The organism is Polaromonas sp. P1_F2 (assembly GCF_056405735.1).
In genome coordinates, this window is the sequence record NZ_JBFUBN010000005.1 from 315496 (window position 1) to 331278 (window position 15783).

Genomic DNA, 15783 nt, shown 5'->3' on the forward strand with positions numbered 1-15783 from the left:
GCCGCCCTTAGAAAACCTTTGCAGGCTCTAAAAACTTGTTAGCCGGCGGCTTATTTTTTGTCCCGCAGCTCGCGGCGCAGGATCTTGCCGACGGGTGTCTTGGGCAGGTCAGTGCGGAACTCCACCACCTTGGGCTGCTTATAGCCGGTCAGATTGGCCTTGCAGTACTCGCGCACCTGGGCTTCGGTGAGGGCCGGGTTCTTCTTGACGATCACCAGCTTCACGGCTTCGCCGGATTTTTCGTCGGCCACGCCCACGCAGGCGCATTCCATCACGCCGTCAAGCTTGGCGACCACGTCTTCGATCTCGTTCGGGTAGACGTTGAAGCCGCTCACCAGGATCATGTCCTTCTTGCGGTCGACGATCCTGAAGAAGCCGTTTTCATCGAGCACGCCGATGTCGCCGGACTTGAAGTAGCCGTCGGGCGTCATGACCTTGGCGGTCTCGTCGGGACGCTGCCAGTAGCCGGCCATGACCTGCGGGCCCTTGATGGCGATCTCGCCGGGCTGGCCTTGCGGCACTTCATTGCCATCGTCGTCGAGCAGCTTGAAGTAAGTGCCGGGAATCGGCACGCCTATGGTGCCGGTGAAGGCCTTGCTGTTGGTCGGGTTGCAGCTGGCCGAGGGCGAGGTCTCGGACAGGCCATAGCCCTCGCAGACCGGGCAGCCGGTTTTTTCAAGCCACAGCTTGGCCACCGCGCTTTGCACGGCCATGCCGCCGCCCAGCGACACCTTCAGGTGCGACCAGTCCACGGTGTTGAAGTCCGGATGGTTGGCCAGCCCGTTGAACAGCGTGTTGACCGCCGGGAAGCTGTTGACCTTGTGCTTGGAGAGCTCCTTGAGCACGGCGGGCAGGTCGCGCGGGTTGGGAATCAGGATGTTCTTGCCGCCGGTGCGCATGCCCAGCATCATGTTCACGGTGAACGCGAAGATGTGGTACAGCGGCAGCGCGCAAACGTAAGTGGGTTGCTGGCCGGCCTGCATGCTGGCCATGGCCGGGCCGTTCCAGGCCTCGGACTGCAGCACGTTGGCGATCACGTTGCGGTGCAGCAGCACCGCGCCCTTGGACACGCCGGTGGTGCCGCCGGTGTACTGCAGCACGGCCACGTCGTCGGGCTTGATGTCGGGGCGCTTGAGCGTCGCGCGCGTGCCCTGCGCCACAGCGTCGTTGAAACGCACGGCGCCGGGCAGGTTGAAGGCCGGCACCATCTTCTTGACGTTGCGCACCACGTAGTTGACCAGCGCGCCCTTGAGCATACCGAGCTGGTCGCCCATGGCGCACAGCACCACGTGCTTGACCGGCGTGGCGGCGATGCACTGCTCCAGCGTGTTGGCGAAATTCTCGATGATGACGATGGCCTTGGAGCCTGAATCCTTGAGCTGGTGCTCGAGCTCGCGCGGCGTGTACAGCGGGTTGACGTTGACCACCACGTAGCCGGCGCGCAGGATGGCGGCCACAGCCACCGGATACTGCGGCACGTTGGGCATCATGATGGCGACGCGGTCGCCTTTGGCAAGGCCGAGGCTTTGCAGGTAGGCGCCGAAGGCCATCGAGAGGCTGTCGGTCTGGGCGAAGGTGACGTCCTTGCCCATGAAGCTGTAAGCGACGCGGCTTCCGTGCTTCTTGAAGCTTTCCTCCATCAAGGCCACCAGCGACGGGTATTGCGACGCGTCGATGTCGGTGGGAACGCCCGGCGGGTAAGCCTTGAGCCAAGGGCGGTCAATGGTCGCTGCATTCATGTTTGTCTTCTCCATTACGTTTTGCTTACAGCCATGGATTCTCACGGCACGCCCTCTTCGTGGCTATTGCGTTTTCCCTAGGAAACCCGGGAAATCAGAAGGGAAGCTCCTCTAAATCAGAGGGAGCGGCACGGGGCCGCGGAAAAACCCGTCGGCCGGCGCTTATTGCTTACTCGATGGCCTTGCCCATGTCTTCAATGACCTTTTTGGCGTCGCCGAAGACCATCATGGTTTTGTCCATGTAGAAGAGCTCGTTGTCCAGGCCCGCGTAGCCGGCCGCCATGGAGCGCTTGTTGACGATGACCGTCTTGGCCTTGTAGGCCTCCAGGATGGGCATGCCGTAGATGGCGCTGCCCTTGACGTGCGCGGCGGGGTTCACCACGTCATTGGCACCCAGGATGATGGCGACGTCGGCCTGGCCGAACTCGGCGTTGATGTCTTCCATTTCATACACCTGGTCGTAAGGCACTTCGGCCTCGGCCAGCAGCACGTTCATGTGGCCCGGCATGCGGCCGGCCACCGGGTGGATGGCGTACTTGACGTTGACGCCCTTCTCGATGAGCTTTTGCGCCAGCTCTTTGACCGAGTGCTGCGCGCGCGCCACCGCCAGGCCGTAGCCGGGCACGATGATCACGGTTTCGGCATTGCCCAGGATGAAGGCGGCGTCATCGGCGGAACCCGACTTGACGGGGCGCTGCTCTTTGGCGCCCGCGGCGGCCGCGCCGGGCTCACCGCCGAAGCCGCCCAGGATCACGTTGAAGAAGGAGCGGTTCATCGCTTTGCACATGATGTACGAGAGGATGGCGCCCGATGAGCCGACCAGCGAGCCGGCGATGATCAGCATGGAGTTGTTGAGCGAAAAACCGATGCCGGCCGCCGCCCAGCCCGAATAGCTGTTGAGCATGGACACCACCACCGGCATGTCGGCGCCGCCGATCGGGATGATGATCAGCACGCCCATCACGAAGCTCAGCGCCAGCATCGCGAAAAAGGCTGGCCAGCTGCCGGTGAACATGAACACCAGCCCCAGGCCTATGGTCAGCAGGCCCAGGACCAGGTTCAGCTTGTGCTGGCCGGCAAACTGCACCGGCGCGCCCTGGAACAGGCGGAACTTGTAGGTGCCCGACAGTTTGCCGAAAGCGATCACCGAGCCGCTGAAGGTGATGGCGCCAATCGCCGCGCCGAGGAACAACTCGAGCCGGTTGCCGGTGGGGATGGGATTGCCTTTGGCCGCGATACCGAAAGCATAGGGCTCGGCCACGGCGGCCACGGCGATAAAGACCGCGGCCAAACCGATCATGCTGTGGAAGAAGGCCACCAGTTCGGGCATCTTGGTCATTTCGACCGTCTTGGCGCGCCAGGCGCCGTAGCCCCCACCAATCACCAGACCCAACAGAACATAGCCCATGCCCAGTGCCTTGCCGCCCGAGATTTCGACGATCAGCGCGGCAGTCGTCAGCATGGCAATGGCCATGCCGACCATGCCGAACAGGTTGCCGCGTATCGAACTGGTGGGGTGCGACAGGCCCTTGAGCGCCTGAATGAAACAGACGGAGGCTACCAGGTACAGCAGCGTGACGAGGTTCATGCTCATTTGGCGGCTCCTTCAGCGGGCGCAGCGGCTTTCTTTTCTTTCTTGCGGAACATCTCCAGCATGCGGCGCGTCACCAGGAAGCCGCCGAAGATGTTGACGGCCGCCAGCGCCACGGCCAGCACGCCCATGGTTTTGCCCAGCGGCGTTTCGGTCAGCGCGGCGGCCAGCATGGCGCCCACGATCACGATGGCCGAAATCGCGTTGGTCACCGCCATCAGCGGCGTGTGCAGGGCCGGCGTGACGGTCCACACCACGTGGTAGCCCACATAGATGGCCAGGACAAAAATAATCAGGTTGATGATGGTGGGGGAAACTGCTTCCATGATCGCCTATTGAGAAGTTGATGAAGTAAGGTGGGGAGCGAAGGCCAGGGGCGGGAGGGCCATGTTGCCGCTCAGGGAGTAGACGCTGCCCTTGACAGCCGCCGCCAGCTGGCGCGCCCATACAAGCTGGCCGGGTTTCAGGGATGCCGGAAGTGTTGAAACTTCTTCGCCCTGCGAACCGAGAAAGCCCGGCACCGCCAGCAGATTCACGTGCATGCTGGTGCCGCCGGAGCTGCCGACCGTCACACCAATGGCTTGAATCGCCGGGGGCACCGCCAAGCCCTGGCTTTCCATGGCGCTCAACACCTCGGGCATGGCACGCTTGAGATACAGCTCCGCCTTCAAGGGGATTGACGCCCGGACGCATTCGAGCGCATTGGGGTCTTTCGTCAGGTTCAGTGCATGGACGTTCTGGTTGCTCGTGCAGGTATTGGCCCAGTTGACGCGAAGCCCACCGCCCTTTGACGAGTCCACGTAAAGGATGGCCATTACGCGGCCGCCCGAGATGAAGGCAAACGAGCGGGTTTCGGTCGGCAGCGCACCACCCGTGCCATTGCCGTCCACCGTGTCTTGCCCATCGCGGGATGCCAGCGCTTTCCAGTTTCCTTCCGGCAGTTCAATGCTGGCCCTGCCCACCTTGACGGTTTCGGCATGCGCGGGCGAAGCAGCCATTGCGGCTGCCAGCATCACCAGCGAAAGCAGCCTGACACTCATTTTTTCTTCACCTCGCCGCCCTGCGTCATCAGGCAGGCCGCGACGATGTCGTCTTCAAGGTCGATCTTCAGTTCACCCTCTTTGGTGATGATGAGCTTGAGGAAGTCCAGCAGGTTACGCGCGTAAAGCGCACTGGCATCGGCCGCGACGAGGGCCGGCACATTGGTTTCACCGATCAAGGTCACGCCGTGCTTGACCACGGTCTTGCCGGCTTCGGTGAGCGGGCAGTTACCGCCCTGCGGCGCGGCCAGGTCGACGATCACGCTGCCTGGCTTCATGGCCTTGACCATGTCCTCGGTGACCAGCACCGGGGCCGCGCGGCCCGGGATCAGCGCCGTAGTGATGACCACATCGGCCTGCGCCACGCGCTTGGCGACTTCGGCCTTTTGCCGTTCCAGCCAGCTGGGCGGCATGGGTTTGGCATAACCGCCCACGCCGACGGCGGCTTCGCGCTCTTCATCGGTTTCATAGGGCACGTCGATGAACTTGCCGCCCAGCGATTCGACCTGTTCTTTCACGCTGGGGCGCACGTCGCTGGCTTCGATCACTGCACCCAGGCGCTTGGCCGTGGCGATGGCCTGCAGGCCGGCGACGCCGACACCCAGGATCACCACGCGCGCGGCCTTGACCGTGCCGGCCGCCGTCATCAGCATGGGGAAGAAGCGCTGGTAGCGGTCGGCCGCCATCATCACGGCCTTGTAGCCGGCGATGTTGGCCTGGGAAGACAGCACGTCCATGCTTTGCGCGCGGCTGGTGCGCGGTGCGGCTTCGAGTGCGAAGGAGGTCAGCTTGCCCGCGGCCAGGCGCTGCAGCCCGGCGGCGTCAAAAGGATTGAGCATGCCGACCAGCACACCGCCGGCTTTGGCCAGGCTCATTTCGCTGTCCAGCGGGCAACGCACCTTGAGCACGATGTCGGCGCCGTAGGCGCCCGCCGCGTCGGTGATTTCCGCACCGACGGCCGTGTAGGCTTCGTCGGGAACGCTGGCGGCGACGCCTGCGCCCGACTGCACCCGGACGGTATGCCCCTGGGCCTTGAGCTTTTTGGCCGTTTCGGGCGTGATGGCGACGCGTGTTTCTCCGGCCGTGATTTCGGCGGGTACCCCAATCAGCATGGGTCTCTCCTCAGTACGTTGGTATGGGCTTGGTGGACATCAGCCCGCGGGCGGGCTTGTGCGCGATCTGTCTTCTGCGTGTGTGTTTGTACCTGTCATGAAGCTTACATGAGATTTTTGCGATTTTTTGTCAGGGCAGTCTATAGTTTTTGCCTGCTCCAACGCCGGCCAAAAAAATAAGCCCCGCCAGCCGCCATGCGGTTGACGGGGCTGTCGCAGCCTGCCGTGCCCTGTGTTATTTGGCCGTGGGCATCACGAACTCGGCGCCTTTGCCTATGCTTTCGGGCCAGCGCTGCATGATGGACTTCTGCTTGGTGTAGAAGCGCACGCCCTCTTCGCCGTAGGCGTGCATGTCGCCGAAGAGGCTCTTTTTCCAGCCGCCGAAGCCGTGCCAGGCCATGGGCACCGGGATGGGCACGTTGATGCCGACCATGCCGACCTGGATGCGCCGGCTGAATTCGCGCGCCACATGGCCGTCGCGGGTGAAGCAGCTCACGCCGTTGCCGAACTCATGGGCGTTGATGAGGTTCACCGCTTCGGCGAAGTCTTTCACGCGCACGCAGCCCAGCACCGGGCCGAAAATTTCTTCCTTGTAGATGCGCATGTCGGGCGTGACGTGGTCGAACAGCGTGCCGCCCATCCAGAAACCCTTGTCGCAGCCGGCGCCGGCCTGGGCACCCGTGAAGCCGCGCCCGTCAACCAGCAGCTTGGCGCCCTCTTTCACGCCGGTGTCTATGTAGCCCGTGATGCGCTGGTGCGCGGCCGAGGTGACGATGGGCCCCATCTCGGCGTCGAGTTCCACGCCGTTCTTGATGACCAGGGTTTTGGCGCGTGCCTCCAGCATGGGCATCAGCTTCTCGGCCACATTGCCGACCAGCACGGCCACCGAGATCGCCATGCAGCGCTCACCGGCCGAGCCGTAGCCCGCGCCTATCAGCGCGTCCACCGCCTGCTCGAGGTCGGCGTCGGGCATGACCACCATGTGGTTCTTCGCGCCGCCCAGGGCCTGCACGCGCTTGCCGTGGCGCGCGCCGGTTTCATAGATGTAGTTGGCGATCGGCGTAGAGCCGACGAAGGACACGGCCTTCACGTCCGGGTGCACCAGCAACGCGTCGACCGCCTCCTTGTCGCCCTGCACCACATTGAAAACGCCGTCGGGCAGGCCCGCCTGCTTGAGCAGGTCGGCCATGAAGAGGCTGGGGCTGGGGTCTATGGGGCTGGGCTTGAGCACAAAGCAGTTGCCGGCGGCAATCGCCACCGGGAACATCCACATCGGCACCATGACCGGAAAGTTAAAAGGCGTGATGCCGGCCACCACACCGAGCGGCTGGCGCAGCGTCCAGTTGTCGATGCCGGTGCTGACCTGGTCGGTGAAGTCGCCCTTGAGCAGCTGCGGGATGCCGCAGGCGAATTCCACGATGTCGATGCCGCGCGAGACTTCGCCTTGCGCGTCGGTAAACACCTTGCCGTGCTCGGCGGTGATCATGTGGGCCAGCTTGTCCTTGTTCAGGTTCAACAGTTCCAGGAACTTGAACAGCACGCGCGCGCGGCGCAGCGGCGGCGTGTCGGCCCAGGCCGGAAAGGCCGCCTGCGCGGACGCCACGGCGGCATCGACCTCGGCCGTGCTGGCCAGCGCGACGTGGCCCGACACCGCGCCGGTTGCGGGGTTGAAGACTTCCTGGATGCGGCCCGAGGCCGGTGCGGCGACGCGGCCTTGCAGGTAATGGCCTATGGTGGCCTGGGGAGCGGCGGCGGCGGGAGATAAAGACATGGGGAATCCTCTGGGAGTGGTCTGGCGGCGGGTTGCAAGCGTCGAAAAGGTCGGCTTAATGGCAGTCTAGGCTCGCAAGGCCGGATTGATAACTCCCTCATTTGTGATTACATTGTTCATATTTTTGAACAATCAGGCGCCTGAGGCGCTTTACCGATGTCCTCCGACCAGCTTTCTCCCCTGGTGGCCGACCTGCACCTGCTGACTGTGCTGGCCGCCACTCGCAGCTTTACCGAGACGGCGCGCCGCCTGGGCGTCTCCAAGGCCTCGGCCAGTATGCGCATCAGCGAGCTGGAGCGCGCCGCCGGCGTGACGCTGGTACGGCGCACCACACGTTCGGTGGGCCTGACCGAGGCCGGCCAGCAGCTGGTCAACGGCATGCAGCCGGCCTTCAACCGCATCAGCGAAAGCTATTCGGCGGTGAAAGACCTGGTCGGCACGCCGCGCGGGCTGATCCGCGTGACCGCGCCGGTGGCGCTGGGACGCCAGCACCTGGCGCCCTGCGTGGCGGCATTCCTCAAGCGCTTTCCCGAGATCCACATCGAGCTTGAGCTGACCGACCGCTTCGTGAACCTGGCCAACGAGGGTTTCGACCTGGCGATACGCCACACCAACGCGCCGCCCGAAACCCATGTGGCCTGGGTGCTGTGCGAGACACGCTCCATCCTGCTGGCCAGCCCCGATTACCTGGCGCGGCGCGGTGTGCCCACACAGCCGTCGGAACTCGCCGCGCACGACTGCCTGCTCTATCTCGGCAGCCACAACACCGCGAGCTGGACCTTTGTGCGCAGCGGAAAGCGCAAATCGCGCGAACAGGTCGGAGTCAACATCACCGGCACCCTGAAAGCCAACAACAGCGAAGTGCTGCGCGAGGCGCTGGTGGCCGGCCTGGGCATAGGCCTGCTGCCGGACTTCAGCGTGCCCGCGACCTCCGGCCAGTCCCCATCCCTGGTTCATGTGCTTCCCGACTGGCAGGTGCAAGGCTTCTTCGGCGAGCGCATCTATGCCTTGCGGCCCTGGTCGGCCCAGGTGCCCAAGGCCGTGCAGTATTTTGTCGAGCATCTGCGCGAGAGTTTTGCCCGCGGGTTCGGTGCAAGCCCTCTTGCTCCCCCCCCGCTGGGGGAGGGTTGGGGTAGGGGCCGACGGCCTCAAAACACCACCGGCGCAACTTCAATCGCCGGCGGCCCCCATCCCAACCTTCCCCCAATGGGGGAAGGAGCAAAAAAATACCCACAGAAACTGTCACCCGCGCCACGGATAATCACGGCCATGAACAATCGATGGAAGCCCAGCGTCACGGTCGCTGCGGTGATAGAAAAAATAATCGACGGCGTCCCCAAATTCCTGCTGGTGGAAGAGGAAACCCGGGACGGCCTCAAGCTCAACAACCCCGCCGGCCACCTGGACCCGGGCGAAAGCCCGGTGCAGGGCTGCGCCCGCGAGACGCTGGAAGAGACCGCCTTCCATTTCAAGCCCACCGCCATCGTCGGCGTCTACCTGTCGCGCTTCGAGCGGGCCGTGCCCGGGCAGGACGAAGCGCTGGACATCACCTACCTGCGCTTCGCCTTCTGCGGCGAACTCGGCGAGCACGTGCCCGGCCAGGCGCTGGACGAAGGCATTGTGCGCACCGTCTGGCTGACGGCCGACGAGATCCGGGCCAGCGTCCCCATGCACCGCAGCCCCCTGCTGCTGACCTGCATGGAAGACTACCTGGCCGGCAAGCGTTACCCGCTAAATCTGGTGACAACGGATCCCAGCGTGCATGCTCCGCTGGGCCAGGGCAGTCCTCAGTAAAGAGTCCGCTGCGCCACGGGCGGCGGCGTCCATTGGTACAGCCAGGTTTCCGTCAATGACTGGCCGTCGACCTGCAAATGCATGCGCAGGTTGATGGGTGCGGTGCTGTCGCCATCGGGGCGCAGGTCGAACATGGCGCGCCAGCCCCTGATGGCATCCAACGGCCGGGCCGACGTCAATTCAATGGTGCCGCGCGAGGCGGTAATCACGGCTTTGACCTGGGCCTTGGCGCTCAGTAATCCAAAGTCGCCGCCCGCAAAATCGACGGCAAAACGCCATGCATAGGCTGTGCGCTTTTGCCCGACCACGCCGCCCAGGCCGGTGCGCGTGGCCACACAGCGCGCCAGCGGCCCTTGCGCCGCAGGCGGCTGGCCACCCCAATGCAACCGGTAGGAAAACAGCAACTCCTGCCCTGCCTGCGGCTTGTCCCTGGGGTTCCAGAAGGCCACGATGTTGTCAAAGGTTTCGTCCACCGTCGGGATTTCCACCAGTTGCACCGAGCCCGCGCCCCAGCCCGTTTTGGGCTCGACCCACAGGCTCGGGCGTTTGTCATAGAACACGCCGTCGTCCTGGTAATGGTCGAAGTTGCGGTCGCGCTGCATCAAGCCAAAACCGCGCGGGTTGTCGTCCTGGAAGGCGTTGAACTGCAGCTGCGCCGGATTGGTCAATGGGCGCCACAGCCATTCGCCCGTGCCGCTGTGCATGGCCAGGCCGTCGGTGTCGTGGATTTCGCCGCGCCAGTCCCAGCCCATGCGCCTGTCGTTTTCGCCGGTCTGGAACATGCTGGTGCATGGCGCGATGCCCAGGCGGGCTATGGTTTTACGCGGGTACAGCGCCACGTCCAGGTCCATGACCTGCGTGTCGCCCGGCGTGATCACAAAGCGGTAGGCGCCGCTGACGCTCGGCGAGTCCAGCAGGGCGTAGACGGTCAGTGAAGCGGCTTTCGGGTCCGGCTTTTCGAGCCAGTAGCCGATGAAATCCGGGAACTCTTCCGGGAAAGTTTGCGCCGTGTCGATGGCCAGGCCCCGCGCCGACTGGCCATACTGCCATTCGCCGCCCACCGCGCGAAAGTAGCTTGCGCCGAGGAAGGCCGCCACGTCACGCACCGGATCGGTGTGGAAATTCAGCCGAAAACCGGCAAAACCGAGATCGGCGGGAAGCTTGTCGCCCCGCACGCCGCTTTTCCCGTAATCAAACATCGCCGGGTCATAGGCCAGTTCCTGTGCCTGGCCGTTGCTCACTTCATGCATGCGCACTGGTGCCTTGAAGAACAGGCCGAGGTGGAAAAACTTGGCCACGAAGCGCAGCTTGTCATCGCCCCACAAGGCATGGTCGTCCCGAAAACGGATGGCCTGGTGCTGGTCCCAGTTCAAGTCCGAAATACCGGCCGGCAAGGCCGTCGACCGGGACTGGAAGGGTTTGGCCGACAAGTCGCGCGCCTGGCCCTTGAGCACCGCGTAGTCGAAGGCTTGGGCTTTGCCCACGGGCTTGAGGCCGGCGGCCTGGGCCAGCGACGAAAGCCATGGCAGCCCGGTGGCCATGCCGGCGGCTGTGACGGCCTGCCCGGTGCGAGAAAGAAATTGACGTCGTTGCAAAGTGGCAGCTCCTGCAAGAAAGGGCATTCCATTGTGCGGGAAACACCTGCGAAGATGCCGTGCAACTATCGACAATAGTCCGAACGGCTCAGCAAACCCGGCGGTTTGCTCCGGCGAGCCGCGCCCGGGCGCGCCATCATCCCCGCAAACCCCCGGTGTTTGGGGCTACGGGGATAATTGCCCCATGGGTCAAAAAGGCAAGTCCGCGCAGCGGATCGTCGTGGGTTTGAGCGGAGGCGTGGACTCCGCAGTGACGGCGCACCTGCTCAAACAGCAGGGCCACGAGGTTATCGGCATCTTCATGAAGAACTGGGAAGATGACGACGACAGCGAATACTGCTCGTCCAACATCGATTTTGTCGACGCCGCCGCCGTGGCCGACGTGATCGGCATCGAGATCGAGCACGTCAATTTCGCGGCCGACTACAAGGACCGCGTGTTCGCCGAATTCCTGCGCGAATACCAGGCCGGCCGCACGCCCAACCCCGACATCCTGTGCAACGCCGAGATCAAGTTCAAGGCCTTCCTGGACCACGCCATGCGCCTGGGGGCCGAAAAAATCGCGACCGGGCACTATGCGCGCGTGCGCAAAAACGAAATCAACGGCCTGCATGAGCTGCTCAAGGGCCTGGACCCGGCCAAGGACCAGAGCTATTTCCTGCATCGGCTGAACCAGGCGCAGCTCTCGAAAACGCTGTTCCCGGTCGGCGAGCTGCACAAGACCGAAGTGCGCCGCATCGCCGACGAGATCGGCCTGCCGAATGCGAAGAAGAAGGACTCGACCGGCATCTGCTTTATCGGCGAGCGGCCTTTCCGCGATTTCCTGAACCGTTACATCGCCAAGGCGCCCGGCCCCATCAAAAACGACAAGGGTCGCGTGCTGGGCGAACACGTGGGCCTGTCCTTCTACACGCTGGGCCAGCGCCAGGGCCTGGGCATAGGCGGCGTGAAAGCCAAAGGCGCCGACTTGAAGGCCGCGCAGGCACGCGGGCTGCGCGGCGTGGGCGAACACGAGCCCTGGTTCGTGGCGCGCAAGGACCTGGACACCAACACGCTGTGGGTGGTGCAAGGCCATGAGCATCCCTGGCTGCAATCGACGGTGCTGACGGCGCAGGACTGCAGCTGGGTAGCCGGCAACGCACCGGCGCCGGGCGCCATGGCGGCCAAGACGCGTTACCGGCAGACCGACGCGCCCTGCGAACTTCGCCAGTCCTCCATAGCCGGCTGTGAGTTGGCGTTCAGCGATGCGCAATGGGCAGTCACGCCGGGGCAATCGGCCGTGCTCTACCAGGGCGAGGTCTGCCTGGGCGGCGGCGTGATCACCGCCAGCAATGTGCAGAACCAGCCCGCGGTGTCACCTCACACCGGCGCGGCGCGTCACAGCGCCGTTTCGACGTAGGTGTAGATGTAGTTGGAGCCGCCGTTGACGTTGCCCAGCAGGCGCGACGAGCCAAAAATCCCCGAGCGGTGCGACACGCCGAAACCGATGTAGGTTTCCTTGAGCGGCCGGTAGCCGATCAGGTCGCCCAGGCTCACGTCGAGGGTCGGGTCCAGGAAGTTGAGCATGCGCGAGGCCGGCTTGCCGTTGGCCGCCAGGCTGGAGGACTCGATGTAAGGGGCCCGCTGCGCCATCGACACGCCAACCCCCAAGCCCAGCCGGGTCTTCACGCGGTCGCTCCAGGGAAAGCCTGAATACACGGCTTTCATGAACAGGTCGAGTTGCAGGCCGTTGGGCTGCAGGCCGCGGTCGTTGTGGTGCGTCAGGCCCACATAGCCGATGAAGTCCAGCGGCCAGCCGTTCACGTTGTTGATGAAAGGCTTGCCGATCTGCACGCCGCTGATGCTGGTCGGGTTGGTCTTGGCCGTCGACAGGCACTGCGCCGTGATGATCTTGGCCAGGTGGCAGCCGTCTTCGGTGGACTTGCCGTACAGCACCTTGAAGTAAGTGGGCGAGCCGTCCTCGGCCCACTCGCGCTTGTGGCCGCCGAAGTCGTAGGCCGCGCCCACATAGACCGCGGGCAGCACGCTTTTTTGCACGATGGGGCTGTCCTTGACCTTGTTTCCCAGAAACGTCGCTGATACGCCGGCCAGCAGGCGCCAGCGTTCCGTGACGTCATAGGAGCCGTAAAGGCCCAGCGAAGTCTGCACGCCCGCGCCGGGCTCGTAGGCGGGACGGCTTGCCGTGGCCTCGCCGGGCTGCACGCCGTAGTAATAGTTGTTGAGCTTGGCGTCGCGAAACGCCACTGTCAGGCTGGGGCGCAGCATCCAGGGGCCGGAGCGCCAGTCGTAGGTGTAGCCAAGGCGGAATTCATTGCCCTTGTAGGTGTTGCCGATGTCGTGCACCAGCTCGGCCTGCAGCGTGCCCCAGGGCTGGCGCCAGCGGTAGGCCAGGCCGAGGTCGATGGCGGAGTCACGCGCCGACATGCCGGCCAGGCTGGCCGGCAGGCGCTCGGTGGGAAAGCCTTCCAGGCGCTGCTCCACAAAAAGGTCCAGCCGCCGCTCGCTGCCGTTGAGCAGCTTCACGCCGCCCCGGTTGGCATGCAGGAACAGCCGCTCGCCCTCGTAAAGGTAAAGCGGCAGCAGGTCGTAGCGGGTGCCCGCATCCTTGTAGGGGGAGCGCTCGACGCGCGTCACAAAACCCAGCCCCGCGCTGCCGGGCGTCGAGAGGATGTCGGTGAGAGGTTCGGTGTTGCCGCCGGCCAGGGCCGGCTGCAGGCCGCAAAGACTGCCCAGTGCAAAGGTGGCGCCCAGAAGGAAGCTGCGCGGCGCGGAGATCAGGTTCGTCATTTTTTTGAAGGAAATCTGCTGTTGGAAAGTGCTGCCGCCAGGCAGGGCACCACGAACACCCAGATGCTATCCATGAAAGGCGCGCCCCGGCCCGTTCAACTTGTAAGCAAAAAGGCACAAATGGGCTAGGCCGGCATGCCCTCTGAACCCATTTCCTCACACGGCAGCTCACACGTACACTGCCTATCTTCGGGTCTCCTTCAACTTTACGGAGCCTGTTATGCCCAAATTCGTGATCGAACGTGCCATCCCCGGACTCGGCGCCCTCAAGCCCGCCGAGCTGCACTCCATCTCCCAGAAATCGTGCGGCGTGCTGCGCGAGCTGGGCCCCGAAGTGCAGTGGGTCAAAAGCTACCTGACGGGGGGCAAGATGTACTGCATCTACAACGCGGCCAGCGAAGAACTCGTGAGGGAGCATGCGCGCAGGGGCGGCTTCCCGGCGGACTCCGTCGCGCGGGTCACCGGCGTCATCGACCCCACCACCGCCGAAGCCTGAGGCCCGCCGGTGGACGCGCAAACCTCAAGCCTGCCGCCACCCCTGGGGCTTGCCGTCCACCTGCTCGGCCCGCCGCGTGTGGAGCGCGGCGGCCAGCCCGTGCCGGCGCCGCGCGGGCACAAGGCCTGGGGCCTGCTGGCCTACCTGGTGCGCAGCGATGCGCCGGTCAGCCGCAAACACCTGGCGGGTTTGCTGTTCGAGGATGCCGAAGACCCGCTGGCTGCCCTGCGCTGGAACCTCAGCGAACTGCGTCGCCTGCTCGGCCATGCGGAACTGCGCGGCGAACTGATCGCCTTGCCTTTGACGCCGGCCAGTTATGTCGACCTCAGGGCCGTGCTGTCGGGGAGCTGGGCGCAAGCCCTGTGCGTGCCCGGCCTGGACCGCGAACTGCTGGAGGGCATGAACTTCTCGGGCAGCCCGGCCTTCGAGGTCTGGCTCGCCGCGGAGCGCCGCCATCTCCAGGCCGCCGCGGAAGCCGTGTTGCGCGAAGCCGCCCTGGCCCGCATGGCCGCCGGCGCCATGGCCGAGGCGGCCGGACTGGCCGGCCGGCTGGTGCGGCACAACCCGCTCGACGAAAACTACCAGGCCCTGCTGGTGCGCAGCCTCGCGGCTTCGGGCGACGGGGTCGGCGCGGCGCGCCAGGCCGCCGCCTGCCGTGAATTGTTCCAGCGCGAACTCGGGGTGCAGCCCGGTGCCGCGCTGGATGCCGCCCTGCGCACGGCCACCGCGACGCCCACCGCACGGCCCGCCACCGGGCGCGCCGCGGCACTCGCGCAACTGGAAGCCGGGGAGGCGGCGATCGGCGCCGGCGCGCTCGATGCCGGGCTTCAATGCCTGCGCCGCGCCATCGTCGAGGCCGACGCCACCGGCGACGCGGCGCTGCGCGCGCGTGCCCGCGTCGCCCTGGGCGGTGCGCTGGTGCATGCCGCGCGCGGGCGCGATGAGGAAGGCGCCACGGCCCTTCACGAAGCGCTGGAAGTCGGCCGCGATGCCTCGCCGGCGCTGGCCGCGGCGGCCTGCCGTGAACTCGGATACGTCGAGTTCCTGCGCGGCCGCTACGAGCGCACGCTGGCCTGGCTGCAGCGCGCGGCGCCGCTGGCCGGCGGCGACCGCGCGGAGCAGGCGCGCATCGCCACCGTGCACGGCTCCGCGCTCAGCGACACCGCGCACTACGCGCCCGCCATAGCCCTGCTACGAGAGGCCGAGGCACTGGGCGCCGCCGCCGGTGACCCCAGGCAGCGCGCCTATGCGCTGTCCATGCTGGGGCGCGCCCTGCTGCTGCACGGCGAGCTGGACGCCGCCGCCGACGCCCTGGACCGGTCGGTGGCTTTGGCCCAGCCGGGCTGGACCGCTTTTGTGCCCTGGCCGCAATCGCTGCGGGCCGAAGTCGACCTGCTGCGCGGCGACGTGGAGGGCGCCGCGAACCGTTTCGAGCATGCCTTCGCGCTCGGTTGCCAGATCGGCGACCCTTGCTGGGAAGGCATTGCCGGCCGGGGGCTGGGACGCGTGGCGATGGCGCGCGGCGAACCCCGTCGCGCCGCCGAGATCCTGGTCGACGCGCTGGCGCGCTGCGTACGCCTGCCCGATGCCTACCTGTGGGGCAAGGGCTATGCGCTCGACGCGCTGTGCGGCGTCGCGGTGGCAGAGGCCATGCCCCAGGCCTCGGCCTGGGTCAACGAACTGCAGGACCTCGCCGCGCGCAGCGGCATGCGCGAACTCACGGTGCGCGCCTGCCTGCATCGCGCCGCCCTGGGCGACAGCGCGAGCGCGGCCGCGGCGAAGCTGCTCGCCGGCCAGATCGACAACCCCGCGCTACACGCCCTGGCCGGGCTTTGACACGGCAACGGCGCGGCCACTC

Annotated in this window: 11 protein-coding genes and 2 pseudogenes; 5 read left to right on the forward strand and 8 right to left on the reverse strand. The window is 65.5% G+C overall.

Annotated features, from left to right (window positions below):
- Positions 1–50 precede the first annotated feature (50 nt).
- The 6 genes from AC1D0O_RS13070 to AC1D0O_RS13095 all read right to left on the reverse strand — a co-directional run bounded on the left by AC1D0O_RS13070 (position 51) and on the right by AC1D0O_RS13095 (position 7253).
- Positions 51–1739, reverse strand: coding sequence for a long-chain-fatty-acid--CoA ligase (locus AC1D0O_RS13070; RefSeq protein ID WP_477653944.1), 1689 nt, complete (start codon positions 1737–1739; stop codon positions 51–53).
- Between the two features lie 169 nt (positions 1740–1908).
- Positions 1909–3333, reverse strand: a complete 1425-nt coding sequence (locus tag AC1D0O_RS13075; protein WP_477653945.1) for an NAD(P)(+) transhydrogenase (Re/Si-specific) subunit beta — start codon at positions 3331–3333, stop codon at positions 1909–1911.
- Positions 3330–3656, reverse strand: coding sequence for an NAD(P) transhydrogenase subunit alpha part 2 (locus tag AC1D0O_RS13080; RefSeq protein ID WP_074580127.1), 327 nt, complete (start codon positions 3654–3656; stop codon positions 3330–3332). The genes AC1D0O_RS13075 and AC1D0O_RS13080 overlap by 4 nt, the downstream gene beginning before the upstream one ends.
- Before the next feature lie 6 nt (positions 3657–3662).
- Positions 3663–4370: a hypothetical protein gene (locus tag AC1D0O_RS13085; protein WP_477653946.1), complete on the reverse strand. Its 708-nt coding sequence runs from the start codon at positions 4368–4370 to the stop codon at positions 3663–3665.
- Entirely contained in the window at positions 4367–5482 is a 1116-nt protein-coding gene (locus tag AC1D0O_RS13090) for a Re/Si-specific NAD(P)(+) transhydrogenase subunit alpha (protein ID WP_477653947.1), read from the reverse strand. The genes AC1D0O_RS13085 and AC1D0O_RS13090 overlap by 4 nt, the downstream gene beginning before the upstream one ends.
- Before the next feature lie 235 nt (positions 5483–5717).
- Entirely contained in the window at positions 5718–7253 is a 1536-nt protein-coding gene (locus AC1D0O_RS13095; RefSeq protein WP_477653948.1) for a CoA-acylating methylmalonate-semialdehyde dehydrogenase, read from the reverse strand.
- 156 nt (positions 7254–7409) lie between these two features.
- On the opposite strand from AC1D0O_RS13095, the pseudogene AC1D0O_RS13100 reads away from it, so the two are divergent.
- Together AC1D0O_RS13100 and AC1D0O_RS13105 are read left to right on the forward strand one after the other, a co-directional pair.
- Positions 7410–8348: pseudogene (locus AC1D0O_RS13100) on the forward strand (LysR family transcriptional regulator); the annotation flags it as partial.
- Positions 8349–8585: 237 nt separating this feature from the next.
- Positions 8586–9047, forward strand: a pseudogene (locus AC1D0O_RS13105) (NUDIX hydrolase); the annotation flags it as partial.
- On the opposite strand, the gene AC1D0O_RS13110 reads toward AC1D0O_RS13105, so the two are convergent.
- Complete coding sequence (locus AC1D0O_RS13110) at positions 9041–10642, reverse strand: OpgD/OpgG family glucan biosynthesis protein (protein ID WP_477653949.1); 1602 nt, start codon at positions 10640–10642, stop codon at positions 9041–9043. The pseudogene AC1D0O_RS13105 and the gene AC1D0O_RS13110 sit on opposite strands and share 7 nt — an antisense overlap.
- Before the next feature lie 184 nt (positions 10643–10826).
- On the opposite strand from AC1D0O_RS13110, the gene mnmA reads away from it, so the two are divergent.
- Positions 10827–12041 (forward strand): tRNA 2-thiouridine(34) synthase MnmA, encoded by a 1215-nt coding sequence (gene mnmA, locus AC1D0O_RS13115; protein WP_477653950.1) that lies wholly within the window; start codon positions 10827–10829, stop codon positions 12039–12041.
- Here the strand turns inward: mnmA and AC1D0O_RS13120 are convergent.
- Positions 12020–13429, reverse strand: coding sequence for a MipA/OmpV family protein (locus AC1D0O_RS13120; RefSeq protein WP_477653951.1), 1410 nt, complete (start codon positions 13427–13429; stop codon positions 12020–12022). The two genes, mnmA and AC1D0O_RS13120, sit on opposite strands and share 22 nt — an antisense overlap.
- Positions 13430–13649: 220 nt before the next feature.
- Between AC1D0O_RS13120 and AC1D0O_RS13125 the strand changes: the two genes are divergently transcribed.
- Together AC1D0O_RS13125 and AC1D0O_RS13130 are read left to right on the forward strand one after the other, a co-directional pair.
- Complete coding sequence (locus AC1D0O_RS13125) at positions 13650–13925, forward strand: DUF4242 domain-containing protein (protein ID WP_477653952.1); 276 nt, start codon at positions 13650–13652, stop codon at positions 13923–13925.
- Positions 13926–13934: 9 nt separating this feature from the next.
- Positions 13935–15761, forward strand: a complete 1827-nt coding sequence (locus AC1D0O_RS13130) for an AfsR/SARP family transcriptional regulator (RefSeq protein ID WP_477653953.1) — start codon at positions 13935–13937, stop codon at positions 15759–15761.
- The last annotated feature ends 22 nt before the right edge of the window (positions 15762–15783 follow it).

Bases quoted from the DNA above. Each gene is read 5' to 3' on its own strand.
- AC1D0O_RS13070 (WP_477653944.1), bottom strand. From the start codon at position 1,739: ATGAATGCAGCGACCATTGACCGCCCTTGGCTCAAGGCTTACCCGCCG.
- AC1D0O_RS13075 (WP_477653945.1), bottom strand. From the start codon at position 3,333: ATGAGCATGAACCTCGTCACGCTGCTGTACCTGGTAGCCTCCGTCTGT.
- AC1D0O_RS13080 (WP_074580127.1), bottom strand. From the start codon at position 3,656: ATGGAAGCAGTTTCCCCCACCATCATCAACCTGATTATTTTTGTCCTG.
- AC1D0O_RS13085 (WP_477653946.1), bottom strand. From the start codon at position 4,370: ATGAGTGTCAGGCTGCTTTCGCTGGTGATGCTGGCAGCCGCAATGGCT.
- AC1D0O_RS13090 (WP_477653947.1), bottom strand. From the start codon at position 5,482: ATGCTGATTGGGGTACCCGCCGAAATCACGGCCGGAGAAACACGCGTC.
- AC1D0O_RS13095 (WP_477653948.1), bottom strand. From the start codon at position 7,253: ATGTCTTTATCTCCCGCCGCCGCCGCTCCCCAGGCCACCATAGGCCAT.
- mnmA (WP_477653950.1), top strand. From the start codon at position 10,827: ATGGGTCAAAAAGGCAAGTCCGCGCAGCGGATCGTCGTGGGTTTGAGC.
- AC1D0O_RS13120 (WP_477653951.1), bottom strand. From the start codon at position 13,429: ATGACGAACCTGATCTCCGCGCCGCGCAGCTTCCTTCTGGGCGCCACC.
- AC1D0O_RS13125 (WP_477653952.1), top strand. From the start codon at position 13,650: ATGCCCAAATTCGTGATCGAACGTGCCATCCCCGGACTCGGCGCCCTC.